At 55.7% G+C, this 25,890-nt stretch carries 20 protein-coding genes; 10 read left to right on the top strand and 10 right to left on the bottom strand.

Annotated elements, in window-relative coordinates:
• Positions 1 to 569 precede the first annotated feature (569 nt).
• Positions 570 to 4,577, top strand: coding sequence for an nSTAND3 domain-containing NTPase (locus V6M90_RS20085; RefSeq protein WP_332847025.1), 4,008 nt, complete (start codon positions 570 to 572; stop codon positions 4,575 to 4,577).
• Positions 4,578 to 4,755: 178 nt separating this feature from the next.
• Here the strand turns inward: V6M90_RS20085 and V6M90_RS20080 are convergent, their stop codons facing one another.
• Complete coding sequence (locus tag V6M90_RS20080; RefSeq protein ID WP_332847024.1) at positions 4,756 to 6,021, bottom strand: hypothetical protein; 1,266 nt, start codon at positions 6,019 to 6,021, stop codon at positions 4,756 to 4,758.
• Entirely contained in the window at positions 6,018 to 7,232 is a 1,215-nt protein-coding gene (locus tag V6M90_RS20075; RefSeq protein ID WP_332847023.1) for a trypsin-like serine peptidase, read from the bottom strand. The genes V6M90_RS20080 and V6M90_RS20075 overlap by 4 nt, the downstream gene beginning before the upstream one ends.
• Before the next feature lie 258 nt (positions 7,233 to 7,490).
• Between V6M90_RS20075 and V6M90_RS20070 the strand changes: the two genes are divergently transcribed.
• Positions 7,491 to 8,273, top strand: a complete 783-nt coding sequence (locus V6M90_RS20070) for a helicase C-terminal domain-containing protein (protein WP_332847022.1) — start codon at positions 7,491 to 7,493, stop codon at positions 8,271 to 8,273.
• A 186-nt stretch (positions 8,274 to 8,459) separates the two neighbouring features.
• Positions 8,460 to 9,161: a hypothetical protein gene (locus V6M90_RS20065; RefSeq protein ID WP_332847021.1), complete on the top strand. Its 702-nt coding sequence runs from the start codon at positions 8,460 to 8,462 to the stop codon at positions 9,159 to 9,161.
• 751 nt (positions 9,162 to 9,912) lie between these two features.
• Here the strand turns inward: V6M90_RS20065 and V6M90_RS20060 are convergent.
• The 3 genes from V6M90_RS20060 to V6M90_RS20050 all read right to left on the bottom strand — a co-directional run bounded on the left by V6M90_RS20060 (position 9,913) and on the right by V6M90_RS20050 (position 13,001).
• Positions 9,913 to 10,554 carry a hypothetical protein gene (locus V6M90_RS20060; protein ID WP_332847020.1) on the bottom strand — a complete coding sequence of 214 codons (642 nt, stop codon included), beginning with the start codon at positions 10,552 to 10,554 and terminating at the stop codon, positions 9,913 to 9,915.
• A 148-nt stretch (positions 10,555 to 10,702) separates the two neighbouring features.
• The gene (locus V6M90_RS20055; protein ID WP_058426038.1) at positions 10,703 to 11,050 is read right to left on the bottom strand and encodes a chorismate mutase; all 348 of its coding nucleotides are present in this window, start codon (positions 11,048 to 11,050) and stop codon (positions 10,703 to 10,705) included.
• Between the two features lie 88 nt (positions 11,051 to 11,138).
• Complete coding sequence (locus tag V6M90_RS20050; RefSeq protein WP_223271419.1) at positions 11,139 to 13,001, bottom strand: NAD(P)-binding domain-containing protein; 1,863 nt, start codon at positions 12,999 to 13,001, stop codon at positions 11,139 to 11,141.
• A 119-nt stretch (positions 13,002 to 13,120) separates the two neighbouring features.
• Here V6M90_RS20050 and V6M90_RS20045 point away from each other — a divergent pair, with 119 nt between their 5' ends.
• Positions 13,121 to 13,981: a LysR family transcriptional regulator gene (locus V6M90_RS20045; protein ID WP_056859940.1), complete on the top strand. Its 861-nt coding sequence runs from the start codon at positions 13,121 to 13,123 to the stop codon at positions 13,979 to 13,981.
• A 1-nt stretch (position 13,982) separates the two neighbouring features.
• Here V6M90_RS20045 and V6M90_RS20040 read toward each other — a convergent pair whose 3' ends face one another.
• Positions 13,983 to 15,395, bottom strand: a complete 1,413-nt coding sequence (locus V6M90_RS20040) for an MFS transporter (RefSeq protein ID WP_223271418.1) — start codon at positions 15,393 to 15,395, stop codon at positions 13,983 to 13,985.
• Between the two features lie 267 nt (positions 15,396 to 15,662).
• Here V6M90_RS20040 and V6M90_RS20035 point away from each other — a divergent pair, with 267 nt between their 5' ends.
• Both V6M90_RS20035 and V6M90_RS20030 read left to right on the top strand, forming a co-directional pair.
• The gene (locus V6M90_RS20035; protein ID WP_056860326.1) at positions 15,663 to 16,421 is read left to right on the top strand and encodes an SDR family oxidoreductase; all 759 of its coding nucleotides are present in this window, start codon (positions 15,663 to 15,665) and stop codon (positions 16,419 to 16,421) included.
• A 79-nt stretch (positions 16,422 to 16,500) separates the two neighbouring features.
• Positions 16,501 to 17,007, top strand: coding sequence for a nuclear transport factor 2 family protein (locus tag V6M90_RS20030; RefSeq protein WP_078828237.1), 507 nt, complete (start codon positions 16,501 to 16,503; stop codon positions 17,005 to 17,007).
• A 60-nt stretch (positions 17,008 to 17,067) separates the two neighbouring features.
• On the opposite strand, the gene V6M90_RS20025 is transcribed toward V6M90_RS20030, so the two are convergent.
• Entirely contained in the window at positions 17,068 to 18,462 is a 1,395-nt protein-coding gene (locus V6M90_RS20025; protein ID WP_056859942.1) for a heavy metal sensor histidine kinase, read from the bottom strand.
• Positions 18,435 to 19,130: a heavy metal response regulator transcription factor gene (locus tag V6M90_RS20020; protein WP_056859943.1), complete on the bottom strand. Its 696-nt coding sequence runs from the start codon at positions 19,128 to 19,130 to the stop codon at positions 18,435 to 18,437. Before V6M90_RS20020 ends, V6M90_RS20025 begins: the two co-directional genes overlap by 28 nt.
• Positions 19,131 to 19,345: 215 nt before the next feature.
• Between V6M90_RS20020 and V6M90_RS20015 the strand changes: the two genes are divergently transcribed.
• From V6M90_RS20015 to V6M90_RS20000, 4 genes are all read left to right on the top strand, one after another.
• Positions 19,346 to 19,957 carry a hypothetical protein gene (locus V6M90_RS20015; RefSeq protein ID WP_056859944.1) on the top strand — a complete coding sequence of 204 codons (612 nt, stop codon included), beginning with the start codon at positions 19,346 to 19,348 and terminating at the stop codon, positions 19,955 to 19,957.
• 71 nt (positions 19,958 to 20,028) lie between these two features.
• Entirely contained in the window at positions 20,029 to 20,652 is a 624-nt protein-coding gene (locus tag V6M90_RS20010) for a cytochrome b/b6 domain-containing protein (protein WP_056859945.1), read from the top strand.
• Positions 20,645 to 21,415 (top strand): molybdopterin-dependent oxidoreductase, encoded by a 771-nt coding sequence (locus tag V6M90_RS20005; protein ID WP_056859946.1) that lies wholly within the window; start codon positions 20,645 to 20,647, stop codon positions 21,413 to 21,415. The genes V6M90_RS20010 and V6M90_RS20005 overlap by 8 nt, the downstream gene beginning before the upstream one ends.
• A 951-nt stretch (positions 21,416 to 22,366) precedes the next feature.
• Positions 22,367 to 22,759 (top strand): RidA family protein, encoded by a 393-nt coding sequence (locus V6M90_RS20000; protein ID WP_332847019.1) that lies wholly within the window; start codon positions 22,367 to 22,369, stop codon positions 22,757 to 22,759.
• Between the two features lie 154 nt (positions 22,760 to 22,913).
• Here V6M90_RS20000 and V6M90_RS19995 read toward each other — a convergent pair whose 3' ends face one another.
• Positions 22,914 to 23,855, bottom strand: coding sequence for an AraC family transcriptional regulator (locus V6M90_RS19995; RefSeq protein WP_056859947.1), 942 nt, complete (start codon positions 23,853 to 23,855; stop codon positions 22,914 to 22,916).
• Positions 23,856 to 23,881: 26 nt separating this feature from the next.
• A complete protein-coding gene (locus V6M90_RS19990; RefSeq protein ID WP_332847018.1) occupies positions 23,882 to 24,715 on the bottom strand; it encodes an oxidoreductase in 834 nt (277 codons plus the stop codon).
• Positions 24,716 to 25,890 lie beyond the last annotated feature (1,175 nt).

The following is a 25,890-nucleotide window of genomic DNA, read 5'->3' as shown; positions in this document are numbered from 1 at the left end:
ATCCGGTTGCTCACTGCGTGCTCATTTAGGAGCGTCTGCGCCCTGGTGGAGGCATTTCGGGATCGAAATCGACCGTCGGAGCACCGCTGGTGCTGCTCCACCAACCTTGGTTAGTTGATTTCCCGCCACCGAACAGGAGTAGCAGGGTCAAGGTGTAGCCTGCGCATAGTGGCGATCTGGGGAAAGTCCTCCTTGACCGAGAGTAACGCAGCTTCCGCCTCCGCAACCTGATTGGCCTGACGGTATCGCTCGACCAGGGAAAGGCCCAAAAGAGGCTTCCACGAGAGTGGGGAGCCACTGCCGTATAGGCAGCTCAGAAATTACTGTTGATGTCAGCAAGGATCTGTTGAGAATTCACTGCCGTACAGGCAGCGGGACCTTGGTCAGGCTTGGTATAGAGCTTTATGGTGAGCAGGTTTGTTCCGTTAGATTGTTATTCCTGTGATACTGAATGGCCATATTTCGCCTCACCGGTTGTCGCCAAACACTTTGATGATGCCGGCAGTTCATTGCTGTCTGCTTAGCTCGGAAGAGGGACGACGTAGCCATAAACGACTAAAGGACACTATATGAGCTTGGATAGCCATCCTGCCAAGGCCATGCCATCGAACAATACCGCCACGGGCAGCAACGCAAGCTCCTCGGCGGGAGCCGTCGCTGCACTAGCAGGCTATGACTATCAGCTCAATGTATCGGAGCTGGCGGCTCTTCGGCTGCTGCTGATTACTAAATCTGCCACGAGCCTGACTTTGGAACCTGCCAATGAAGAGGATCTGGAGGCTGATTTAGAACCCTTTGAACCGAGTCCGGTGGTCCCTAAGGCATCCTTGGCCAGCGGGTACAAGTTGGTCATGCAGGTGAAGTTTTGTTCGGGTGATCCTTGGTCGGTTGCGGACTTCACCAGCCTGCTCAACCACGGTAAAAAACGACGGCCTGCCAAGCATCACCTTGATGATCCCGACACCCATTTCCTGCTGGTGACCAACGCAGACGCGACAGGTGTTACTCGCGATCTGCTCGTCTCGGATTTTGAGGAAAAACCCGATCCGGCTTCGTTTCCACCCTCACTCAGACAGACACTGACGAAGACCCCAGAGGGTCGTGTAGCCATCTGGGGAGGACTTAATAACGAGCTCATAGAGTTCAAAATCAGGGAGATCCTGTCTGACTTGCTGCGCATTCCTCACTCTCGCCTGAAGGCGTGTCGTGAGAAGCTGAGGTCAGAGTCACTCCGTCGCATGCGTGGCACAGGCCCTGGGGTCTGGACTCGCGATGAACTACTGGCCATCGTACGTGAGCATGGGGGCTTTCTGGCGAGTGCGGCGGAGCTGGACGCGTTTGTCGAACCCTCTAATTTTGAGGCGATGCTGTCCCACTTTCGTAAGCAAGGCGCCATTGTCATTACCGGTCCTTCCGGGACGGGCAAGACACTTGCTGCACTTGCGCTGTGTGAGCGGGCCCGGTTAGCGGCGCCAGGCCTTGATGTCGTCACGGTGAATCCTGCCGAAGGTCCGTCAGTTACAAGACGCCTGGTCAATTCAGGTCCCACATTATTTTACCTGGAGGACCCCTGGGGGCAGTACAGCCTCAGATCGGGTTCTGAGAGTTGGACGGAGCAATTGCCCAAGTTGCTACCTGGTGCACGCGCTGGCAACCAGTACGTGGTCACGTCACGTGCTGATGTAATGAGGGAGGCTGAGGCGGAGCGGGGTCTTAAACTATGGTCAATGGAGCTCAATGCTGATCACTACAGCGACGGCCAACTGGCTAAAATCTATGAGAAACGCATGGCAGCGATCGCCACGCCCCTGCAGCCCAAAGCTCTGGAATTCAAGCGCGAAGTGCTCGCAGCGTTGGAGACGCCACTGGAGCTGGATCTGTTTTTCACGAACCTCTCTGAAGGTCCTGAGGCCGGCGAGCCGGATTATGCTTTTCTAAGCCGCCTACTAGACCTAGCTCATCGCGATGCGGTCGAGGGTGTTGTCGTCAAGTACCTGAAAGCGGTAGACCAAATAGGGCTGTCGGCTGTGGTGTGGGGGCTGGTGGCGGCGCGTGGTCATTTCGATCGAGAACAACTGAGTGCTGTCCTGCGCCGATTGCGCCGCATTGATCCTCCCTTGGGAGCGCAATTGGACGGTGCTGTTGATCGGATGATTGCAGCTCGACATTTACGCCAGCCCAACCGTAAGATCACCTTCTCCCATACGAGCGTTCGCGCAGGCTTTGCGACGTTTCTCAAAAAAAACTGGTCCTGCAGTGAAAGCGCTCTCAATGCGCTTTTATCAGCCCTGGTTTCATTGACCGGCGACCAGCGTGACTGGGGATTGGAGACCGCTGCACGTGTCTTGAGTAAGGCGCTCAGTTTCAGTGAGGATCTGACGGACAGTTATGACGTGTTTGCAGTGGATCATGCCAGTCAAGTCGCGATTGATGAATGGCTTGATGAGTCGCTTTTCGATCCTCGCTCTGAGCTTATGCCTCTGCTGGAGCTCGCTGCTGATATCGGATCTCTCGACTCCATCCCTTCAGAGGTCGCCCGCTGGATAACCAAGGGGCGAAGGAGAGGCGGGGGCTTCTTCATTGATGGTTGGGCGCCGCCAACGTTTAGCGACAAGTGGTACGACCGTGTGTGCGCCGATCCTCGCTCGGCGGTGATCGTGGAACGTTTCGTCCGCAAGTATCTGTCACAAGATTTCGGAGAGTACAGTCGGCACTTCGTGCCTCAGCTTGATCGGATCGCCCCTGGGTTGGCGCCGGCTTTTATCGAGGTGGCGCATACCCTAGTCGGTACCCCCTTCCATTCAAATGCTCATGTGATTGCCGCGGGAGCTATAAGGGACTTGCCGGGATACGAGGCCGTGTTAGTCGAAGCCTTGGCAGAGCTTGAGGCGCTACGGTTGCCAAACCCGCGAAATGTCAAAGAGTGGAGAGCCATTGAAGACGGTGAGCACGACATTACGTATGAGGAATGGTACTACTCTCGACCAGATGATGAAGGTGAGGCTTCACGCATTCTTGTTGCGACTTACGTTTCGACTAAGCGCTCCTCGGGATACTGGCAACACCTTGCCAATCATCATCATGCCAAAAGCTTGGTCAACGAGTGGGCGCGCAACATTCAAGACTCTAGGCTTAAAACCGGCGAGGATGAGCTACTCAGCATTTTGAACATTGCCTTGGGCAGTAACAGTGAGGATCTCGCGTGGAGAGTTGCTCACAAGCGTTGGTACCCTTCGCTGGAAAAACCGTTACTGGATCGAATGCTTTCCTTGCCTGAGGATGAAGACCTTCGCAATTCGCTCATGCTCTGTGCTTACACTGTCGCTCCCGCAGTCCTGGTTGAATGCTTCAAGGCACTCATGAGTTCACCGGTGGCCTTCATTCACCTTTTGGTGGACTTCAGCGTGGTGGTGAAGGAGGAGGAGGGCAGTCTTTTTGATCTGCGTTTTCTCCCTATTGAGGCCACGGAAATCCTGGGTGCTCTTTGTGCTACGGGCCCCTCACAAGGTGTTGGAGGTCCGGCGCTGTCTTTGCTGGAGTCTGCTGCGTCAGATTGTTCAGTGACCGTTCTGGCTCAGATTGTGCCGATCATGATTGCGAGTGGCGGTGTGCCGACGAGTACCATCGAGCGTTGGCTGGATGAAAGCACAGAGGCTGCGAGCGCACTCGCAGCGGCGCAAGCGGCAATAGCAATAGACAGTGAGCCGCTCGTCTGGCGTGCCTTGAGTCATCGCCGTGCTGACGCCCGCTGTGCGGCACTTGAATACCTGGCTCCTAGGCTACCGGATCCGTTGCCCCCTCAGTTTCTCGATCTGAAGAGCGATCGAGGAAGCCGAGTGCGCCTTGCACTTGTTAACGAGTTGAGCAACCGACCACATGCAGACCATTTACCGGTCTTGATGGCAATGTCGAAAGATCGCTACTCAGAAGCTAATGCAGCCTATGACGAGCCAACCTTTTACCGGATTGCACGCGAGGCAGTGAATGCGCTTGAGGGGTACGGGGAGCTGTCTTATGAGCATGGAAGGCAGCTTATAGACTTGGCGAGAGCGACCGAAGATCGCACCTTGCGCCGTATTGCACTCACAACCGCTGCCAGCCTGTGTGAGGCCGAAATCCGCCAGCAGATTTGGGCCATAGTGAAGAATAAGGACCTACTGTCGTGGGCCCGTGCTGACGCCACAGAGGCATTGGCTTTGGCGCCTTTTGTTGAAGCAGACATTCTGAGTAAGATCACCCCCAAGCGGTTGATGAGGGTGTCTGCAACATTAGCTGCTTCACTCACGGCCTTGGTGGGCCGGCATTTTCCTGTCGGTGAGGCTGCCGCCTTCCTTGAGCAGATTGGGAAGTCTCAGACACACCGAGCCTTACTGCTGCTGGGCGTCTACGCGCTGGAAAGTCGTGATCGTGCAATGGCTATGGGGCTTCTTGATCTACTGGATGATGGTCACCCGGCTCGCAAACTACTTGATGACGACGGCACACTTTTACCGTCTAACGTGCTCGATGACCTTGGCGATGTCAGAATTCGCAAGCGGGTAGGGGAGTGGCTGAAGGATCGTATTGAGGAAAATTAGTCTTACGTCAAATGTGTCGGGTGCTAGACCGCTCAGCGGTTCACTATAGGCTGCGGCCGCTCAAGATGAGGGCTGCTGCCATGTCTGAAAAGAGAAAGCCCCCTCGAGAAACCCAGGGGGCTTTTTCTTGATGAAGAGCTTTTGGTACTGGTCAGTCCACTATTTGTAGCTATTTCACCTATTTCTTAGCGGCTTCTTCTTCCTTTGCTTCGATGTAGCCACGCTCATTGGCTTTTTCCTCAAGCTTATCAATGAGATACTTGGAGACTGCCTCGTCCTTGCCTGCGAGATCGGTCAAGATCTTGGCTGTGGGCATGGCATCCGGACCCTCAGAGACTTTGACCGCGATTTCTTGGAACGAGCCATTCGAATCGACTTTTTGGCTCACGTAGTTGCTGACGAGGTCGCCGGCCCGGTATTGGGCGCCACTGGTCATGCGCTCCAAGAGGATGGTGGGCTTGTTCTCGCCAAGACTGACCTCAACTGTCATCCTGCGCTCCAGCCTATTGGCGGTGCCTTTGTGCATCGGATAGGGATAGAACAGGTAGGTAGGCCTGATGGTATAGATCACGCCATCCTTCACCGGGGTTGGAATCAGGTGCAGCTCAACGATCAGCGAGGGGTCACTGACCAGATCCTGGAACGGTATCTTGGTCGATTTGGTCTCAAGCCCCGGCAGCCGCATGGCATACCCGCGATATGAATAGGCAGTCGGCAGCCCCTTTGTGATGGGTTTTTCATAAGTGCCTAGCACCCCAGGGTTGTCGCTCAGTCCTGCAAAGTCACGAAAACGTCCCCAAGAGGGTGCACCGGAAGCCCCCTCCTGATACTTGCCGGCGACGACGAGCACGCACAAGTCTTCGGCAGAGGGTTGAATCTCTCTCTTGTCTTTTTCTGCATCAAACTTGGCAGCAGCGGCTTTACCTGCAGTCTCTTCTGCGGCAGCAATCTGCTCCTTGGTCGCGCCTTTCTTGGCCTGAGCAGTGGCTTTGGCATCGGACTTGGCTTTTTCTACGGAGCTCACCTTATCCGAGGCCAACTTTCCAAGGAGTTCATTAGACGGCCAGGATTGATAGCCTCCACCGAGCTTGTTGTCCGATTGCATAACCGGGGGGGCACTGATGAAAGTGGACGCGCTGATAAATACATCGGCGTTCAAGTAGGCCGCGCGCTTCTCAAGATAGTCCTTCCCATAGGCGACTCCTTCCTTGATCAGATAGCTGGCCGCTGAAATGGCCAGAGTCGCACCAAGGCTTTCCGCGCCAGGATCCGCCACCGTGGCGCAGGCATCACCTTTCTTGATGAACGCACGAGCACCAGTAATCACCGGGCGACTGTTCTCGATTTTTTCGTACTTGACCTCATCCACTCTAATGGAGCTCTGGGTGAGCCCACCGCATGCCGAAACCAACAGACATGCCGATACAGTCAGAGTCGTTCTCATGGTTTTACTCCCTTAAACGATGCCAGATGTGCATAGTTGATAATCCCTGAGTCTTTGCAGTCGTTTTCAGTGCGGTCCCCCCCTGAGTGAATGGCCAGTAATCCAACCTTGCTGGTTTTGGGTTCGTAGACGTAGATGGGCCCACCCGAAAATCCCTTAGCGGTATTGCAGGTGTGAATGAGACATGCGTTCTTTTCTAAGCGGACAATTCGGCAATAACCTTTACCCACCGCACTCCAGATAAACCTGAGCGGTGATTTCACGCCTTTATCGTTGGCAATGCTTGCCGACATGTCGTACCCAAGCGCCATACCTGGGTTGAAAATAGGGGTGTCCCAATTCAGCGACTTCGTCGACACATTGAGGGTAGGGAGGTCTGCGTCGGCTATCGCTGGGGTCTTCAGTTCGATGAAACCGATATCACAGCCATTGGTGCACTTCGTGACGTGGCCCCAATCGACTTTTTCCTTTTTGCCGTTGACGATAATGTACAGGTCACGGCCAATCATCCCCTCGTCAAACAGACAATGACGTGCGGTGATCCAGATATCCTTCTTGTAGACCGAGACCATGCAAAGGTGCTTGTTGTCAGCGTCCACCAAGCTGGAAAGCAGGTCGATAGCCTTGGAATAGGTCTTGCCGTCAGAGTTTGGCGGGGACACGGAGGCGGCAGAGTTGTTCACCTCAGAGAAGCAATTGGTCATGTACTCTTTGAGGTGTGCCAGGTCTATTATCCCCTCGCCCTTGAAGCAGGGCTTCGCCTCCTTGTACATTTGGTCAATCGCGCTTTGGGGGACTTTGACCTTCACCCCGTCGATCTCATTTTCGAAATTTGGGTACTTTTCAAAGATGCTGTTTGCGAGTTCTTTATTGACGAGGACGTATCGGTAAGCGCTCTTATCGGGAATCCCGGCGAGGTTCAGTCCAGTCCTAAGCGTCTGATCGATAATTAGGCGGTCTGGAATTGGGTGCCCGGCTTCGATTAAACGCCGGAGCGCGTTGGCCCGCTGCTCTTCTAGCCGATATACCTTCTGGGTGGTGCTAGCGGTGAGCAACCCGATGATCCTGAGTTGAAACTCCCTAGTCTTCTGATAGACGTCTTTACGAGCTAATTGGATGGGCTCTATATCAGGGTCAGACGCCACTTCCGAGGCCTGAAGCCCCAGAGACGTGGGCAGCACGAGAAGAAGCAACCAGAGGCAAATGCGCATGGCCAAATCCTTTTGCACGTACGATTGTTTTAGATTTGTAGCTGATTGCCATCATATAGTCCAGGTTGAGGCACACCTTGGGAATGCGCTCAAAAACTGGCGCGCACGCGGGGAGCGGGTGAGCAGTACGAAGAAACGATTCCGACCTTGTGGGGCTTGATGTAAGAAGGATTGCCCGAAACTACACGTCAGCGGCTGGAAGCGTGTCTGGGTCTTGGGCCGCAGGGCCGAGCTATCGCTGAGAATTTTGGCAATGATATGAAGGCCGGTTTCCTGTTTGCCAGCCCGGTCATCATTGAACTCTACAGTTGGTTCACCGAGTTTCGTCGTAAGGATAAGGGGGACGATGTTCAGAGTCGTTACCTGGAATTCATCAAGTCGCTGAGACCACGCCTAAACGATTCGCTGCTTCGGCAGTACTTCATTGCAGCGCTGGATTCCTTCGAGCAGGTCTGTGGAAAGATCACGGCCCACGGGCTATCTGACTGGAAGAAGGACTGGCGCATCCTGACTAGCCTGCAAAGCCCTGCGTGGTACGCCAGTAGTCATTCCGGCGATCGCCGACGGTTGATTCTCGGTTTTAACAGCCCGTTTTACCCCAACGTGCTGGTGGCTACTTCGGTCTTCCAGGAGGGGGTGAACCTGCACCTTCAATGCAGCAAGGTGCACCATTACGGAATTGCCTGGACACCCGGTGATAACGAGCAGCGTGTAGGGCGTGTGGACAGGCTGTTCGGTCGGGTGAACCGGCAATTGCAAGAGAATGGCGAGGCTGAGCTGGCGATCCACTATCCCTATCTCGCACGGTCGTTCGATCAGGAGCAATTGGCTTCATTTGTACTTCTCAAACATGCGGTTGAGGCGCGCATGGATGCCTGTCGACATACGTCGTTCAATGATGAAATCGACCTGCGCTATGTCGCGGATGACTGGGAGCGATACCTGCGAAAGCCAGTGAAGGGGATGAATTCGACGGACCCGTTTCCTGCGCGTTTCGGAACTGGGTCAGTTCCATTGGAGGCCTATGATCCGAGTGTGTGAGATTCTGCAAAGTAAATGCTGCCCCAGGCCCTGACTGGCGACTTCTGGGGGGCTGGCTTGCCCGCGACCACAGGGTCTTGCTGAACATCGGGTAAGGTTTGGTTTTCTGTTGGAATCTACCAGGCCACCTTGATCATTTCGAATTCGTTCGTGGCATAGTGTCATTTTGAAATCAAGGTCGAGTCAGTGAGTTTCAAACAGAAGCGAGACGCCTATGCATATCCAATGGTCGGCCTCTGTGGCACGTTAGCGTTGCATCGTGAGGTGGCGTTCAATACGTCTTCGAAACTCGAAGCGCATCACGCCGGGTTGATGTGCTCGGCTGTGGATGACGAGGTGTTGCTTGGGTATCTGAGTACCCTTTACTGGGGGCATTACGCAGGTGCTGCTGGGCGCACGACCGCCAATCGTGCGTTATCCAGGGTACAGTTGGCGTTGGTAGGGTCCAGCTTCGTGCGCAATGAAAAAGTCTGTCAGAGACCCGGTATCAATCACTTTGGTCGTGGCAAGGCTGTTGCCTTGATCAGAGATGCCAAGCGCCTTCTCGACGACCATCAGTATGGTGAAGCAGTGAAGCTACTTTGTGCTTTGCCACAATTGGGCTTTGCGTTTGCATCCAAAGTCGCCGCTTTCCTTGCCCCCGATACTTGTGGGGTCATTGATTCTGTCATCGCAGAAAAACATCCGAACTTCGGATTCAAATTGCGCGGAGGATATGTGAGCGATGTAGAAGAAAACGTTGCACGCTACCAAGCCTATTGTCAGGCACTTTGCATTGAGGCAGAAAAGCAGAACCAACTGGGCGGAAGCGCTTACTGGAAGGAGCGTAACGGCGAGTTGCGCGCTTGGCGTGCTGTCGATATCGAGCGTGCGTTGTATAGCCTGTGAAAAGTGGTGGGTGACAACAGCCAACACCTGCAAGCCTGCAGTCACAGGCAACCCTGGCTACTTTGCCTGCCCTCGGTGGGTGAATCAATTGCACTAGACCTCTCTGCGCCCGGCATGACCCCTGTGCTTGCGATCGAGCATGCTCTCGAAGCACATCTGCATGAGCGATCCGCAGGAGCTTTCTCGGACATCCTGGTTAAGCCGTTTTGGGTCAAATTCCACAGGATGTGCTTTAAGCGACGGTACGCTTCGCTGTCAGTCTTTGAACTGAGGTGATCTGATAGCCTTCAACGGCGGTAGGGAACTGTCGCAGGTGATTTTTCGAGAAGAAGATTGTTGAGCCTCAGGCTGGGGGCATCCTTTTCAAACCATCCAATGCATGCCCTCAGATGTGCCCCCAATGTAGCCATCCACTGGAAGTAAATGGAGCTCCATGGTTTGTGGAAAGGCAGAAATGATCAGATGATCAGCCTGCCCGACGACGCCTAAAGACTCTCAGGGTCGCCAAAAAACATTTTGACTAGGCTCTAGGAAGGCGTTTTCAGGTCGATAATGCTGTTATTTGCCCCCCCTTTTGCCCCCAATCGCATTGAGTGTGCGAGTGATCTTGAATGGTGACCTGCGACTGACTCCAGTATGGCAGTACCTGGTATTCGGTGCACGCAAGCTAAAGCGGCGCTCCCGAGCAACGCAATCAGCGTGAGCGAGGATCTTTATTTGATCCGAAACACACTGGTTTTATGCTTGCCTCTCATTCAGCCCTGATTGTTTCGTGAAATATTTCTGCATAAAGCCGAGCGACGGTCGGTGTGAGGTTGTGTACTGAAGGAATCAGAAAATTTGAGTTGGGGGCGAGTCGTTTTGCGTAGATGACTTCGTAAACCCTGCGAACGATTCCTGGCTCTGTTTCCTCTTGGTCGAAGCCAGGCATTATTCCTACGGCTTTGTAACCCGCATGCTCCAGTGCTTGTTGCATATACGGAGCGCTGGTTGTCGCCATACCATAGATCAAGCCCGCTCCCATGAACCTTCCCATTTTTTCTCCGAGGTCTTGGGCAGCTACGGCCAGTTTGGTTTGTCTATGATGTTTGGCTACCGCGCCCACTCGCCCGAAGATGACATCAGCGCCGTCAATTTTTTCCCACGTTGCTATCGCGACGATTTCATGATTTCGGCGGACCACTATAGCGAACATCGCCCGCTCCAGATCGTCTTCGAGCACCACGTTGTCTTCATAAAATTGCTGGTTCAGAAAAGAGCTCCCTAACCCCACCGTAATGGAGGGAAACCACGTCTGGAAAAAAATTATCGCTACATCGATCTCCTCGCGTTTCAGGTAATCCCATGTGTAGCCAGAGGGTAAAACAGTGAAACTGCGAATCTGATCGATCATTGGCCATTTCATGCGGTTCTGCTCGTCTTGATAGTCTAATTGCCTTTCAGGAATCGGTCGGAGAAAGGGGCTTATTCAGTCGCTTCTCTATCGAGTTGTCTGCGATCTATCAGCAATTCCCGGGCGTCTAGTGAGGGGAGGCGGCGGGTTAGACGGCGGTGTTTTCAGGTTTGAGGACAGCGCCCTCGCAGAGTCCTGGGTTATGCCTGGCCGCAAATTGTCTGTGGCGGTCGACCACTTCACCGATGACAAACTGCATCAGCTTCTGGACGAAGGCCGTATCGAGGTTGGCCTCCTGGGCGAGGGCTGTCAGACGTTCGTATTGATGCTGCTCTCTCTTCTTGTCCACCGCTGGCAATTGATGTCGGGCTTTAAGCAAGCCGACCTCATCAGTACAGCGGAACCGTTCAGCAAGCATGTGGATGAGCGCGGCGTCGATATTGTCGATGGTTTGTCTGAATGCCGAGAGTTGACGCGTGATGTCGGAATTGTCCATGGATAACCTCGTGGCAGTTGTTCTAAGGGGCTTGTCTGTACCCTTCCTTGGTCCTTCCATGATTGGACGGAGAACCTGAGCAGGCGCTTTACGCGGGATCGGGCATGTTCAACGATTCCTCCAGCCACTGCATGACTACCTTGAAAGCCGAGTCTGAATTGCGTTCATAGATCAATCCGTGGCCGTTGCCGTGAATACCCAGTGCCGGTAGATCCAGGTGGTGAATGTTGGCACCGGCATTTCGCAGGAAAGGGACAATGCTGGATGCGTAAGAAGCAAACGCTGATGTCTCACCTGTCATCAGCGCTACCGGAACGCCCTGCAATCCGGGAATTTTCAGGGTTGATGGTTCTGCTGTGCGGACTTGCTCCGCCGTCTCGCGAGGCGGATCAAAGGTCAAAGGGGCGGCGGTCAGTCCCCATTCGAGGCTGCCTATACCCGGCGTATGGCCAAATACCGGCCCCATAGGCTCCACTGCCACAATCCCTGCGATCAGGTCGGGTCGACGATCGGCGACCAACCAGCCACTGGGCCCGGAAGCGGAATGCGTAACGATGATGGCCTTACCGATTCTGTCGAGCAGTTCGGCCAGTCGGTCCGCGTCCAGGGTCTGCGAGGCCGCAAGGTCAGCCGGCATGGGGCCGTAAGCTGCAATGAAGGCGTCAAACGCTGCTTCGTCATCCGACTCAAACGGCCACTGCGTTTCTCCACCTCCCTCTGGAAAGTAAACTTCGCGGGCGCGTTCATAGGAGAACGCTGGCCCCATCGGTCCCATGATGTCGGGGTGATACGGCGATCGCCCGTGGCCGGGTCTGTCGACGCGAAAGACTACGAAGCCCGCTTCGAGGAACCGCTGCGCCCATCCCGGGCGACCATCGGGTGTATCCAGCCATTCGGTGCCCTGCAGCGTGCCGCCGTGCACCAGCACCACGGGATAGGCTTGAGTGATGTGCTCAGGGGATTCCCAGGCTACGTACATCGGACCCTTCTGGAAATTTTTACCGTTCTGGGTAACACGGGCGCCGGTCACCCAGAAGTTGCCACGCCGCGTACGTTTTATCGGTGCGCTTCGCCAGGGTTGCTGGGCATGATCGGCTGATTGGGTAAGTGTCTGCGTAGCGAAGACCGACCAGTCCTTGTGCCCGTCTCCCCGGGCAACTGCCGACGTCATTTTCGATCGCACTGCATCCGCAGCAGGCAGTTCCAGGTCCTTGAGACGGCCCGCATCAATAGCCAGATTTATATCCTTGAGGCCAAGAGACAGTTTGAAACCCGGTTCAAAGCTGTTGTTGGCGATGTTCTGCCCATACCGTTGATAACTGGGGCAGGCGAACAGGGTCTGGGTCATGAGGTTGACGAAAATCGAAGGTGTCAGTCCGTGGCGTTGAACGAGTCCGCTAGCTTCGCCCAGCGACTGGATGGCTTGAGTGATCATCATGTTGCCGGCGATTTTCGCGATACACGCGTGTTCAGGCTGATCGCCCAGATACCAGGTTTTTTTCCCGAGCAGGTCAAACAGCGGTTGAACCGTCGAGACAGCTAGCTGCGATCCGGCCGCCAGGATGTTCAACTCGCCGCTCGCGGCCACGGCGGGCACGCCGAAAACCGGTGCCGCGACCAATGCCATGCCGATTGCATCATGCATGCCCTGCAACTCGACCATGAGTGAAGGCGACAAAGTCGACATCACGACATGCACGCAGGCCTTGTCTGCATTTTCCAGAGCAGCGCTGGACAGCAGCACTTCCCTGACGGCGGCATCATCGGCCAGCAGGCTGATGACGACCTCTTGCTGAAAGGCCGAGGACGGGGATTCGAGAACGCTTACTCCCTCGAGATCCATAATCGCAGCGTGACTACGGTTCCATGCCGATACGTGATGGCCGGCCCGGATGAGCAACGGAATGATCGCTCTGGTCATGCTTCCCACACCGATAAAGCCAATCTTCATTTGCAGTCCCTCGGTTGGTGTTTCGACGAAGGTGTATGCAGAGAAGTATGTCGAGCCTGGGATTGCTACGGCACTGCCATTACTGCACTCTCACTGTTCATTTTTGTACGGGGTAGAGTATGGACTGGAGTGATGTGCGGATCTTTCTCGCGATTGCCCGCAGTGGGTCATTGGGCGCTGCTGCCAAGCTGTTGGGTGTTAGCCATCCGACCGTGGGGCGGCGCTTGCAGGTGCTTGAGCAGTCCAGTGGCCAGCCCATTTTCCTGCGTACCACCCAAGGTTTGGTACTGACCGACAGCGGAGAGAAGCTGCTCAGCCTAGCGCAGGAAATGGAGCAGAGTGCGTTGGCCATCGAAAGGCGCCTGGCGGGCGACAGCGCCCAGCCAGAAGGTGTGTTGCGCATTTCTTGCGCTGACTGGTTTGCCTGTTATGTGCTGGCCCCCGTCCTCAGTGAACTGGGGCGACGTTACCCTCTGATTGTGCCTGAGGTTATCGCCGGGCATCGATTGTTTGACCTGGCTCGTCGCGACGCCGATATCGCGTTTCGAATCGTCCCTTTCACCGAACCCGATATTGTTCACCGCAAGCTGATCTCCCTGAGCTATGGGTTATACACGGCCGTCGGATCTGCTGATCCCGAGCCACAGGGCGAGGGGGTTGGTTTGATTACCATGAGTGTTGCCCAGTCTCATTATCCCGATGTGCAGTGGCTGCAGCAGCGTTACCCTCTGGCGCGTACCTTGTTCACCAGTAGCAGCCGCACAGTCCAGGCGCAAATGTGCACGCAGGGGCAGGGCGTTGCCGTATTGCCCCGCGCCTTGGGTGACCAATTAACGGCGCTGCGGTTGATTGATCCGCACGAGCCGCCACCGGGTCGCGACATATGGATGGGCTACCACCAGGACATGCGCCAGATGGACAGCCTTCGTGCTCTTGCCGATCTTGCTTCCATCATGATCGGCAATCAGGCATGCGGTTGACTCACTCTGCTGGGTGCATGGCCGCCGTTTGCGGATCAGTAGCAGGTTGGCGCGTCAGGGTAAGGCTCAATCCCGCGCCTACCGCCAGGCATGCTGCGATGCAGAGTATGGAGACGGTGAAAGCGTGGGTGATGGCAGCCGCGTCCGTATCCGTGCCTAGAAGGGTGTAGAAAATGCCGCCTATTATTGCCACGCTCAGTGACGTGCTGATTTGCAGGGTGGAGCTGGTAATGCCTGCAATCATGCCGGAGTATGCGGGTGCCACACGTCCTGTGATCATGCGCATCAATGTCGGAAGGGCTAATCCTTGTCCGAAACCGATCAGAAACAGAATGACGGCAAGGGGCAGCGCAGCGGGGCTGGCGGACATCGGCGTGTGCGCCACGAGCCAGGCCAAGAGCACAAATCCCAACACTTCAAGCCCCATTCCGACGGGATTGACGTATGCCCCCAGAAAACGCCTGAACTGAGGGGTGGAAAGCGGTCCCAGCAAAAATCCCGCGCCGAAAGGAAGGAAGACGAGGCCTGCATTGAGTGGGCTCGTGTGCAGCGCTCCCTGTAGATAAATGGAAAGCAGCAGGAAAAACACGCCGATCGCGTAAAAGGTGAGGGCGACGAGCAGTGCCCGGGCAAGACCGGGCGCGCGCAGTGCGGCAGGATTCAGCAACGGAGCACCTTGCGCTTGATGCAGGCGGGCTTCGTAGCGCCAGAACAGCCAGGCCAGCAGCGGCACCGCTGCAAGCGACAGCCAGGCCCACAAAGGCCAACCCGATTCACGCCCCTCGATCAGAGGAATGATCAGAGCCGCAAGCGTCACCATCGACAATAGCGTTCCGCCCAGATCCAGCTTGCTTGTCTGTGGTGCGTGGGTTTCCTTGACCACTGGAATGGCGACAAGGATGACCAGTAACGCAATCGGTAAATTCACCAGAAATATCGCCCGCCAGCCCAGGTTCATCAGGTTGAGCGATATCAATATTCCGCCAAGTGCCTGGCCGACTACCGAAGCCAGACCAAAGACCGCGCCATACAGGCTCAGTGCCAAGGGCTTTTCGGAGTCGGGGAATATCGCCTGCACTGATGCGAGTGCCTGAGGTGCCATGATGGCTGCCGTCACGCCTTGCAGCGAACGTCCGGCGATCAACACCCAGGGTGACTCGGCTACACCGCAGATCAGTGAGGCAACGGCAAAGCCAACCAGACCAACGAAGAACATTCTCATGCGGCCATAGATGTCACCCAGCCGTCCACCGGTAATCAGTGTCACGGCATAAAGCGCCGCATACGAGGAGATGATCAACTGTTCGGCGGAGGAGGCCGTGCCTAGCGATTGCTGAATTGAAGGCAGCGCTACGTTGACGATGAAAAAATCCAGCGGCGGTAAAAATGCACCGACCAACAAGATGGTGAACATCAACCAACGCCGCGGTTCCGGGGGGGCGACTTTTGTCTTAGGCATAAGGTCTCCTTCCTGGAACCCTTCGGTTCCAGAATATTCTCGATTGCAGGTCATGCTCTGAATCAGCTGACTCCAATCTAAACGATCAAACCTTCCCTTACGCCTCACATAAATGAACGGCCAATGTTCATTTATGGTAGTGCCGCTCAGCCCCTGACTCCTCTCAAAATGGCCGCACTGTGGTTCCAGTCGAGCCACACAATCGAGACTGAGGAGTCAGATATGTCAGGCAAATTCGCTAATCAGGTTGCAGTCGTCACCGGGGCATCCACAGGGATCGGGTTTGCAATTGCGCAAGGTTTGATTGCCGAGGGAGCCAAGCGTGTTTACATCACGGGTCGTTCTGCAGCCACGCTGGAGGCGGCGGTGGCGAAGCTAGGCGACAGAGTCGTAGCGGTCATTTCCGATGTCGCCAGCCAGGCTGATCTCGATAAACTCAAAGCTACAATTGAGGCGCGCGACGATCAGCTGGACTCAGTGTTTGCCAACGCGGGTATTTGCGAAAAGAACCCGCTGGGCGAGACCACCGAGGCGGCTTATTTCAACATGTTCGACATTAACGTGAAGGGGGTTTTTTTTACCGTTCAAACGTTGATGCCATTGTTGAAAAACGGTGCGTCGATCGTGTTGACGGCCTCTATCTGTTCCAGCAATGGGATGGAAGGACTGAGCCTCTACAACGCATCCAAGGCCGCAGTACGGTCCTTCGCCAGGACTTGGGCCAACGAACTCAAAGGTCGCAAGATTCGAGCGAATGTCCTGAGCCCTGGCTTCACCCGCACGCCTCTGATGGATAACGGCTTGAAGATGAGCGAGAGCGACATTGCCGCGCTGCGCCAACACGTCGAGCAGATCACTCCGCTGGGGTATATGGCCCAACCTGAAGAAATCGCCTCGTCGGCGCTGTTCCTTGCATCTGCCGATGCGAAATATGTCAACGGTGTGGAGCTGATGGTCGACGGCGGCCTGTCGCAGATCTGAACACGTGCTCAACCGTAGCGCAGCCCTCGCGGAGGGCTGCCTTCGTCGCTTATGCGAAGCCTCAGCAGGAAACCCCATCATGAACATGGAACAACTGACCGCCCGACTGGACGCCCTGGAAAGTCGCGCCGCCATCGAGTCGCTGATAAACGCCTACGCCAATGCCTTCGACCGCATCGACGCCTCGCTCCTGAGCGGTATCTGGCACGAAGAATCAACACTGGATCTACCGGGTTTTGGCCAAGCCGGAAACCGTGACGAAATCCTCGCGATGGCGCAAAACAGCTGGCGCCAGATGCCACATATGCATCACTGGATGGCCAACCCGCTGATCGATATTAAGGGTGACAGCGCGGTGGGTACGGTGGCTGCGGATTGCCTGTTTCACGACATTGAAAAAGGCCCGGTGCAAGTCAGCGGGCTGTACCACGACAGGTTTGAACGTCGGGACGGAAGATGGGCGTTCTTGTCACGTCGTTTTGAACTGCACTTTCTTACACCTTTGAAGGACTGGGTACCCGTTGCTGGCGAAGAAAAGTATGCGCCGGTCGAGCACCAGAGCCTGGGCAAGCCCTCAGACAGTTGACCTGCGCGCATGAGTTTCAGTTGGGGGCAGCGAACGACAAGCACTGTCCGCCGACGTCGTTCAAGCTCCAGGGAATGACAGCGAAAAACAGATAACCCCGGGCTTTGGCTGTTCGACACGCACGTGACCTTCATGCAGTTGCATGATTGCCACGACGATGGCGAGGCCAAGGCCGTAGGAGTCAGAGTTCTGGTGGCGAGACGCATCGCCGCGGTAAAAGCGGTCGAAGAGTTTGCCCACGGTTTCATCACTCAGCACAGGCCCTTGGTTCTTCACTTCAATGCGGGCTCCGCCGGGGGTTTCCATCACCCGGATCTGAATCTCGGTGCCCTCGTAGGCATAGCGAACGGCGTTTGCCACCAGGTTGCTCAAGGCTCTGCGCAGCAGCAAAGGGTCAGCGAGCACGTTTCCATCGCCTGTTATCTGTACGGTCATTCGCCGCTCTTCAGCCAAGCCTTCAAAATAGTCGGCAATGCGCTGCGATTCGTCATGTAGCGATAGTTGCTGGCGCTCCACCAGTGCGTGCGCTTCATCGGCGCGCGCAAGGAACAGAATGCTTTCGACGATGCGCGAGATCCGTTCGAGCTCTTCAAGGTTCGAAGCGATCAGTGCCTGATAGTCATCCTCGCTGCGGCGCTGGCGAAGGGCGACCTGGCAATGCCCCATCAGCGACCCCACCGGCGTGCGGATTTCATGGGCAAGGTCAGCGGAAAATTGCGTCAATCGTTGATAACCCCGGGCAAGACGATCGAGCATCGCGTTATAGGCGTCACTCAGCTGTTGCAGTTCAACCGGCGTATCGGAGCTGTCCATACGGCTGTGCAGACGCTCGGGTGTTATCGCTGCCGCATGCGCGGCCATCTTGCGTAACGGACGCAGCCCTCGACGCAGTACCAGGTAACCCAGCAACGCGGTGGCCAGAAACGCAAGGGCAACGGCCAGGTAGATACGTTCGCGATACGCCGCGAGCATAGCCATTTCCTTGCCCATGAGGTGCGCGGCGGTCAGGCGCACTTCACGTCCCCCCGACGTCGTGACGACGGAGGCGGCGCGCAGCATTGTTCCCGAGTCGGTCACGCCGCTACGCAGGTCACTGACGCTCAGCTTTGTATCCTGGCCGATCACGGGCAGTTCAGGCAACGTGACGTTCAGTGGATTTACCTGGATTACCGGTTGCTGTCCGGGCTCTTCAATGATGAAGATGTCGTCTTCGCTGTCGAGCATGTTCTTGAAAATCTGCGGGCTGTCGCGCAGCTTTTCGATGGCGAGCTCGTAGTGCAGCAGCTTGCGAAAATGTTCCAGGCGGCCCATGACCGCATGATCGCTGTACACCAATACCGAGGCTTTCATCGTCTGATACAGATAAACGCCTGCACCGGCCACGGCCAGCATCGCTACCATGGAAAACGCCACGGTCGATCGCAGGGTCAGAGAGGGTTGGCGTCGGGACCGCATGGCCTCACCTCGCAGACATAGCCGATACCGCGAATGGTATGGATCAGCTTGATAGGGTAGGGCTGATCGACCTTGCTGCGCAGGCGCTTGACCGCTACGTCCACCACGTTGGTATCGCTGTCAAAATTCATGTCCCAGACTTCCGAAGCGATCTGTGTCCTGGACAGCACATCGCCTGCCCGGCGCAGAAATAGATGCAGCAGGGCGAACTCCTTGTTGGTCAGCACGATCACCTGCTGCTGGCGTGTAACGCGGCGCCGGACCAGATCCAGCTCGAGGTCGGCGAGGTGGAAATGGTCGGCTTCGCGCACGACACCACGACGCAAGATGGTGCGGATGCGTAACAGCAGTTCAGTAAACGAAAAAGGTTTGACCAAGTAGTCATCGGCGCCCAGTTCCAGGCCGCGAATGCGGTCCTGCAACTGGTCGCGCGCGGTCAGGAACAGCACGGGGACGTCTTGTCTGGCGCGCAAAAGCTCGATGATCTGAAACCCGTCAATCCCGGGCAACATCACGTCCAGCACGATCAGATCGTAGGTCGTATGCAAGGCCATGTGCAGGCCGTCGGCGCCGTGCTGGGTCCAGTCGACGTTGTAACCGGACTCGCCGAGCCCCTTTTTGAGGTACTCACCTGTTTTGGTGTCATCTTCGATTAGCAGGATATGCATCGTGAGGCGCGCTCGGGTCTCTTCATGACAGGATTCAGCCCGCGACATCGGTATCTCGGCTGTGCAGTGTAACGGGATGAGCGGGCGCAGTCGGTTACATTTCTGTCATTCATGGGCAGGGCTGACGAATGACAAAAATGTCATTCGGCGGTCATCGTGACGTCCCGGTCTGCGGTCGAGGATGGCGGCACATCACCCCATGAGGAATCGTCACCATGCAACTAAAAAACGCCTTGTCTACCACATTCGGTTTGTTGATGCTCAGTGCTGCCGTCATTGCTACCGCGGCTGACATGCCGGTGATCAAACCGCTGCGTGGCACGGTGGAAAGCGTCAGCAACAATACGCTGACATTCACTGTCCGCTCCGGCGCCCAACAGACTATCGGACTGACTGACAAGACCGGTATCAACCGGGTATCGAAGGCCAATATCGAATCGATCAAATCCGACAGCTTCATTGGCTCGGCGGCCATCCCGCAGGCCAACGGAACATTGAAGGCGCTGGAGGTGACGGTTTTTGACGCCAGCCTGAAGGGCAGCGGCGAAGGTCATTATGGCTGGCAGAACGCGGATGGCAGCACAGGCACCATGACCAACGGTACAGTGGGGAAACTGTCCAAAGCTGACGGCCGCACATTGACCGTCAACTACAAGGGTGGCGAGAAACAAATCGTCGTACCGGACGATGTGCCAATTGCCTACGTCGAGCCAGGCAAAGCCGATGAACTGGTCAAAGGTACGAAAATTGTCGTGTTCCCCGCCGCAGATGGAACCACCGCGCGCGGCATTGCAGTTGGCAAGGATGGCTTCCAGCCACCGATGTAATCACCTGAAAAGGCAGGGGCGCTGCCGCTTGGCAACGCTCCGCTACATGGCTGGTTTCGAGGGGGAAACACGTGAGACAGAAAAAGCTTCATCCCTGGCCGGTTCGCCTCACCCACTGGCTCAACGCCGCCTGCATGGTCTGCATGTTCATGAGCGGTTGGGCCATTTACAACGCCTCGCCACTGTTCGGCTTCAGGTTTCCAGTGTCGGTAACCGTGGGCGGGTGGTTGGGTGGGGCGCTGGCCTGGCACTTTGCATTCATGTGGCTGCTGCTGATCAACGGAGCAATCTATGTGCTGTATGGCGTCGTCAGTCGCCATTTCAAACGTGAGTTGCTGCCCATTGGGCTTGTCGCATTGAAGCGTGATTTTACGGACGCTTTGCGCTTCCGGCTCGTGCATGAAAAGGGTGTCTATAACGCTGTGCAGCGCCTGATGTACTGGATGGTGCTGGCAGCAGGCGCACTCGTCGTCATTTCGGGTGTGGCGATCTGGAAACCCATTCAACTTCAAGAGCTGGTCGCGCTACTGGGCGGCTATGACGTCGCTCGCTACGTACATTTTGCGGCGATGGCGGTAATTGCTGCATTCGTCGTGATTCATCTTGGGTTGGTAATGCTGGTACCCAAAACCCTGCTGCCAATGATTTCAGGTGGGGTGCGGTCGCTTGATATCAGGAGAAATGGCCATGACTGAATCCAGAAAAGGAACTGTTCAGCGCGTCAGGCTTGAACCTGCGCAACAGCTTGAGTTGGAGAATATCCAGCGCCGGCATTTCCTTCGTGCCGGCTTGACCGTGGGTGCGATGTCGATGCTGACCGGCTGCAACCTGCAGGACGGCGATCAGGTTGACAAGGTCCTTTGGGCCATGTCGCGCTGGAACGATAGGGTCCAGGCATGGCTGTTCAGCGGACAGAAACTGGCGCCGACCTTCACCCGCGCGCAGATCACTACGCCATTTCCGTTCAACGCATTCTATGGCCAGGACGATATCCCTGAAGTGGACCTCGCCAGTTACTCGCTCGCCGTCTCCGGCCGGGTCAGGGACAAGGCTCCATGGACACTCGAAAGCTTGCGCAAACTGCCGCAACGTAGCGATATCACCCGTTTGATCTGTGTTGAAGGTTGGAGCGCCATAGGACAATGGGGAGGTGTACCGCTCAAAACCTTTCTGGAACACATCGGTGCCGATACCACAGCGAAATTCGTCGGTTTCAAATGTGCTGATCGCTATTACTCCAGTCTGGACATGCCGACGGCCTTGCACCCACAGACACTGCTGGCGCTGGATTACGCTGATGTCGCGTTGCCGCCCGAGTACGGCTATCCGCTGCGGGTTCGAGTACCCACCAAATTGGGCTTCAAAAACCCCAAGCATGTTGTCGAGATTTTCGTGAGCAACGACAACCCGGGCGGGTATTGGGAAGACCAGGGATACAACTGGTTCAGCGGGATCTGATGGCGCAAAAACTGAACAGCCACGCCAGGAATGCTGGCGAGACTCATGACACCAGACCTGATATGAGGCGTCCCCATGACCTATATATCTGCGGTACCGCCAGCTTCATCAGTGTTACCGACTTCAGAAAACAAGAAGCGGGCAACGACCCATAGTGCAGATTTCCAATCCCAATTGCAGGCTCAGTCCAGATCACCTGTGCAGGAGCCGGATACAACCCGCGCTCATCTGTTATCGGAATCGACCACAAACCTGTCATGCCGGCCGGAGATGCGAGCGCTGCTTCAATTGTTGCCATGGCGAAGGAACGCCGACGGTTCTTTCAGCAGACCGGGCCGATCAGTGCCAGGTACGCGAGCCAGTGGCTTGGATATTGCGGACTTCAACTTCCCTGATCGAAACATTCTGGATAGCAGTGAGATTATCAAACACACCTGCGGAAATGAGGAGGGTAGACGGCCCTACTCAAAGTCCTTTGATGAGCGAATCGTGTGTACTTTCAATGGCGAGGAAAGCGAATTCTCTTCTGATGTGATCTGCAAAGAGGGATTGAATGCGTTCGCTACCGCAGTGGCTCTTTCCCCGATAACCCTCACCTGGTTACCGATTGAGATTGTTAGAGCACCGCTACGGTCGCCTGGCGTACGGATTTTTCGCCGTCGCAAGTCCTCTTCAGTCGAGAGCCACCTTCTCGACAAGTCAATTTCAGAGTAAGGGCGTTAAACGGGCGGATCTCGATAGCTCTTTCGCCGCGGGGCTAGTATTTCTATCGAGAAAGCAGCTACGCCAATGCGCGTCTTTATTTATTAGTGGTCTGTCGTTCGCTTACTGGCCAGGGTTTCTAGAGTGGCGAATGCGGTTTTATGAGGCTGAGTCCCAGTGACCCGATTGGACGCCGTTCTGGCACGTGAGTTAGCTTTCGTATCCGTTTATATTTTGGGCTCCACAACCATGACTGATCGTCAGATCATTGTTCCAGATGGCATGAGATTGCTCTGCGAGCATGCTGGTTATGCACCAGCTGTAAAGGTAGGAAAGACTCTTTACTGCGCTGGTCAGGTAGGCCGGACGCCGGAATTATCAGTTATCGAAGACCCAGAGCAGCAGTTTTTGGCAGCTTGGGACAATCTCTGGCTCGTCTTGGAAGCCGGCGGGTGCGAATTTGAAGATGTCGTCGAAATGACAACTTATCACGTCGATATGCACCGCCACATGCCAATTTTTAGACGCGTGAAGGATAAAGTCTTTCCTCGGAGTACTTGTGCATGGACATGCATAGGTGTCGGTGAACTGGCTCGCCCCGGCCTTCTCGTGGAGATCAAATGCATCGCCGTAGAGCGATAGCTTTTCTGATAGGCCCCTGAATATACAAATCCTGGATGGGTGTTTATCTATGCGGCAGCAGATGTGACACTTCACTCGCCCGTTGTGTCGGCAGGCACGCCATCCGCACGTTCCCACGCCTACTGGCGACGGGCAAGACAGGATTGTTTGAAACTCAGTGTGATGACACGAAGGGCGACGGGGTTGTCGGTGCCGGCAACGTATAAGCCTGCTTCATCCGCGCCACCTCCGCTATTGGCGTGCGTCCGAAGAGGCGCTTGAAATCGCGGCTAAATTGCGAAGCACTTTCATAACCCACCAGAAATGCCGACTTGGCCGCTGTCAGGTCGTTACGCAGCATCAGTAATCGCGCTTGATGCAACCGCGTCGACTTGAGGTACTGCATAGGCGAGGAATCGGTCACCTTGCGAAAATGCAGATGAAAGTTAGGCACGCTCATCTGCGCTTCCTGGGCGAGGATTTCTACATCCAGATGCTCGTGGTAACAGCGGTGGATTTTGTGAATGGCGCGCGTCACCTTGCCGAACTGACCCTGCTGGGCGATAGCCGCGCGTAGGGTACCGCCTTGTTCGCCAGTGAGAATGCGGTAGTAGAGTTCGCGCAACATCGCCGGTCCGAGGATTTGCGCGTCGGTGCAGTCGCCCATGACTTCCAGAAAACGCAGGGTCGACTGGCGCAGCGGTTCGTCCATGGGCGAGGCGTACATACCCATAGGCTGAGCCACGCGGATGTTCCATACCTCATCTACCTGCTGAATCAGCTCGCCGGCCAGATTGAAATCCAGACGTATGTACACCGCCAGCATTGGCTCCGCCTCGCTAGCGTCGGTCTCCATTGTAAAAGGCACTGGCACTGACACCACCAGATAATGCTGGGCGTCATAGATGTAAATTTCATCACCCAGATAGCCGCGTTTCTGCCCCTGACAGAGGATGACGATGCCCGGCTCATATAGAACCGGGGTGCGCTTCAGCGGCCGGTTGGAACGCAGAAAACGCACATCATCCAGCGGACTCAGGTTGTAACCCTCCAGCGGTGCAAGCTGGCCCATCAACTGCACCATACGCGCAGTGCTCGGGTCCTTGGATTTCGGCATCGATTGTACGTTCTCCACTTTTATGCTCAGCCGTCCGTGGAACAGCTCAGCGCTTCCCATTGCTCAATACTCTCCGCCGTCCGCTGCAGCTTGTCACGCACCAGAGCCAGGGCGTCGCTGCCCAGCAGCAGTTGAGCCGGCGGATTAGGGCTGGTGATAATAGTCATCATGGCGCGTGCGGCTTTCTGCGGGTGGCCCAGTTGAAGGCCGCTTTTTTCCTCACGGGCTTTTCGCACCGGGTCGAAAGTCGCATCGTAGTCACTGATGCTGCGCGGCGTACGCTGCATCGAACGACCTGCCCAGTCCGTTCGGAAAGACCCCGGCGCCACGGCCGTTACAAAAATCTTGAAGGGCGCAAGCTCTTTGTTCAACGTATCAGAGATGCCCTCCAGGGCAAATTTGCTGCCGCAGTAGTAAGCAATACCTGGCATGGTGATATAGCCACCCATGGACGTGATATTGAGGATACGTCCCGCCCGCCGCTGGCGAAAAAAGGGCACAAACGCCTTGGTCATCGCCACCGCGCCGAATACATTGACGTCGAACTGACGGCGCATTTCCTCCAGCGACGACTCCTCGAAAACCCCTTCGTGGCCATAACCCGCGTTGTTAACCAGCACGTCCACCGGGCCATACTGACCCTCAATAGCGGCGACGACGGCGTCGATGGCATTAAAGTGGGTAACGTCCAGCACCACGCCATGGGCTCTCTCAGGCAAGAGCGCCTGGAACGTTGCCAGAGAGGATTCGCTGCGAACAGTGCCGATCACTCGATGGCCCTGAGCGAGAGCTTCCTTAGCCAGGGCCTGGCCAAAGCCGCTACTAACGCCCGTGATAAAAATGGTTTTTTCTGCACGCATGGGGCGCACTCCTGAATATATAAGGTCAGGCTATGCTAGGGCGGAGAGTGGGTGGGAACTATGCCTGATTCGATTTTAGTATTGCCTGATTCTATCGGAGTGCTCGGTGAGCAACCTGAAATCTGCTGGCAAAAAACGAGGCCAAAGGAAGAAAAACGACGGGCTTATTTACCTGCTCTAATGTCTGCTTCGTGTCGCAAGTCGTTTTTCGGTAACGCTGATGTGCATGCGGTCTGGCCGAAGGTGTCGCACCTGCGCTCCAAGGTTTTCGCATTGGCAGTAAAGGCTGCGCGCGCAGTTAATCGCCGAACAGATCGAACATCAGGTGCCTGAACCATTTATTGACGGGGCGCGGTTGTATTTGCTGGGCCAGAATAAATTGATGGCGATTTCGGTGAGGCAACGGGACTGGCGGGCTTGCAAATGAATGGATCTCCATGCCCATGAAAAGCCAGAAATGCTCAGCTAAACAGCCTGCCAGACGAAGCCTAAAGGCTCTCAGGGGCGCCAAAAAACATTTTGACTGGGCTCTAGGGCGGTAGTTGCAGCCTGAAAAAATAGAATTGTGCCCCCAGTTTTGCCCCCATTTGCACCGGGTGTGCGAGCGATCGCGAATGGCGATTTCTGAAGCGGGGCGGGGTGGACGTGACTGGTATTCAGTGCGCCTCCGTATATTGGATGACCAACCAGAATCCGGCAAATCCTTGGTGGTTCGATGAGTCGATATGCGAACTACTTAGCCCGCCCAGATGAGACATATGGTGTGACGTCTCTGTCTTCTACCGCCTGAAGCTTGAAGTACTGCTCTTTGGCTTTCAGCGCATGGATGATGCGACATTGGGCATAAGCGGTGCCGTATGAGGTGCTCGGGCCTTGGATGTTGAGTACCAGTTCCCCTCCGTAGCTTCGCTCGTACCTCAATTCTCTCAAGGCTCCCGCCGCTTCACCATTTGCCTCGGCGATTTCGATCACCAATTCCCTTAAGGCCGATTGGTCGGTGTCTGGTAGCTCAGCGGAAAACTTGACCTGGCGTTGGCTTTGAAAGCCTCCGCCACTGGCCTAGCCTATTCGGTTAAATGTGATGTGGGCGAGCAGGACTACTTCCATGGTCTGAACCTTCTATGTGAGTCTTACTTCTTTGTCGTAGGGGGCAGCGTCAAGGCCAAGTGCCCCCT

It is taken from the genome of Pseudomonas lactucae (assembly GCF_036688725.1).
Lineage (GTDB): Bacteria > Pseudomonadota > Gammaproteobacteria > Pseudomonadales > Pseudomonadaceae > Aquipseudomonas > Aquipseudomonas lactucae.
Note: the sequence above shows the minus strand (reverse complement) of the source record. Positions and strands in the feature narration are given on the sequence as shown.

Coding starts and splice junctions, on each gene's coding strand:
- V6M90_RS20085 (WP_332847025.1), top strand. CDS start 570: ATGAGCTTGGATAGCCATCCTGCCAAGGCCATGCCATCGAACAATACC.
- V6M90_RS20080 (WP_332847024.1), bottom strand. CDS start 6,021: ATGAGAACGACTCTGACTGTATCGGCATGTCTGTTGGTTTCGGCATGC.
- V6M90_RS20075 (WP_332847023.1), bottom strand. CDS start 7,232: ATGCGCATTTGCCTCTGGTTGCTTCTTCTCGTGCTGCCCACGTCTCTG.
- V6M90_RS20070 (WP_332847022.1), top strand. CDS start 7,491: ATGAAGGCCGGTTTCCTGTTTGCCAGCCCGGTCATCATTGAACTCTAC.
- V6M90_RS20060 (WP_332847020.1), bottom strand. CDS start 10,554: ATGATCGATCAGATTCGCAGTTTCACTGTTTTACCCTCTGGCTACACA.
- V6M90_RS20055 (WP_058426038.1), bottom strand. CDS start 11,050: ATGGACAATTCCGACATCACGCGTCAACTCTCGGCATTCAGACAAACC.
- V6M90_RS20050 (WP_223271419.1), bottom strand. CDS start 13,001: ATGAAGATTGGCTTTATCGGTGTGGGAAGCATGACCAGAGCGATCATT.
- V6M90_RS20045 (WP_056859940.1), top strand. CDS start 13,121: ATGGACTGGAGTGATGTGCGGATCTTTCTCGCGATTGCCCGCAGTGGG.
- V6M90_RS20040 (WP_223271418.1), bottom strand. CDS start 15,395: ATGTTCACCATCTTGTTGGTCGGTGCATTTTTACCGCCGCTGGATTTT.
- V6M90_RS20035 (WP_056860326.1), top strand. CDS start 15,663: ATGTCAGGCAAATTCGCTAATCAGGTTGCAGTCGTCACCGGGGCATCC.
- V6M90_RS20030 (WP_078828237.1), top strand. CDS start 16,501: ATGAACATGGAACAACTGACCGCCCGACTGGACGCCCTGGAAAGTCGC.
- V6M90_RS20025 (WP_056859942.1), bottom strand. CDS start 18,462: ATGCGGTCCCGACGCCAACCCTCTCTGACCCTGCGATCGACCGTGGCG.
- V6M90_RS20020 (WP_056859943.1), bottom strand. CDS start 19,130: ATGCATATCCTGCTAATCGAAGATGACACCAAAACAGGTGAGTACCTC.
- V6M90_RS20015 (WP_056859944.1), top strand. CDS start 19,346: ATGCAACTAAAAAACGCCTTGTCTACCACATTCGGTTTGTTGATGCTC.
- V6M90_RS20005 (WP_056859946.1), top strand. CDS start 20,645: ATGACTGAATCCAGAAAAGGAACTGTTCAGCGCGTCAGGCTTGAACCT.
- V6M90_RS20000 (WP_332847019.1), top strand. CDS start 22,367: ATGACTGATCGTCAGATCATTGTTCCAGATGGCATGAGATTGCTCTGC.
- V6M90_RS19995 (WP_056859947.1), bottom strand. CDS start 23,855: ATGCCGAAATCCAAGGACCCGAGCACTGCGCGTATGGTGCAGTTGATG.
- V6M90_RS19990 (WP_332847018.1), bottom strand. CDS start 24,715: ATGCGTGCAGAAAAAACCATTTTTATCACGGGCGTTAGTAGCGGCTTT.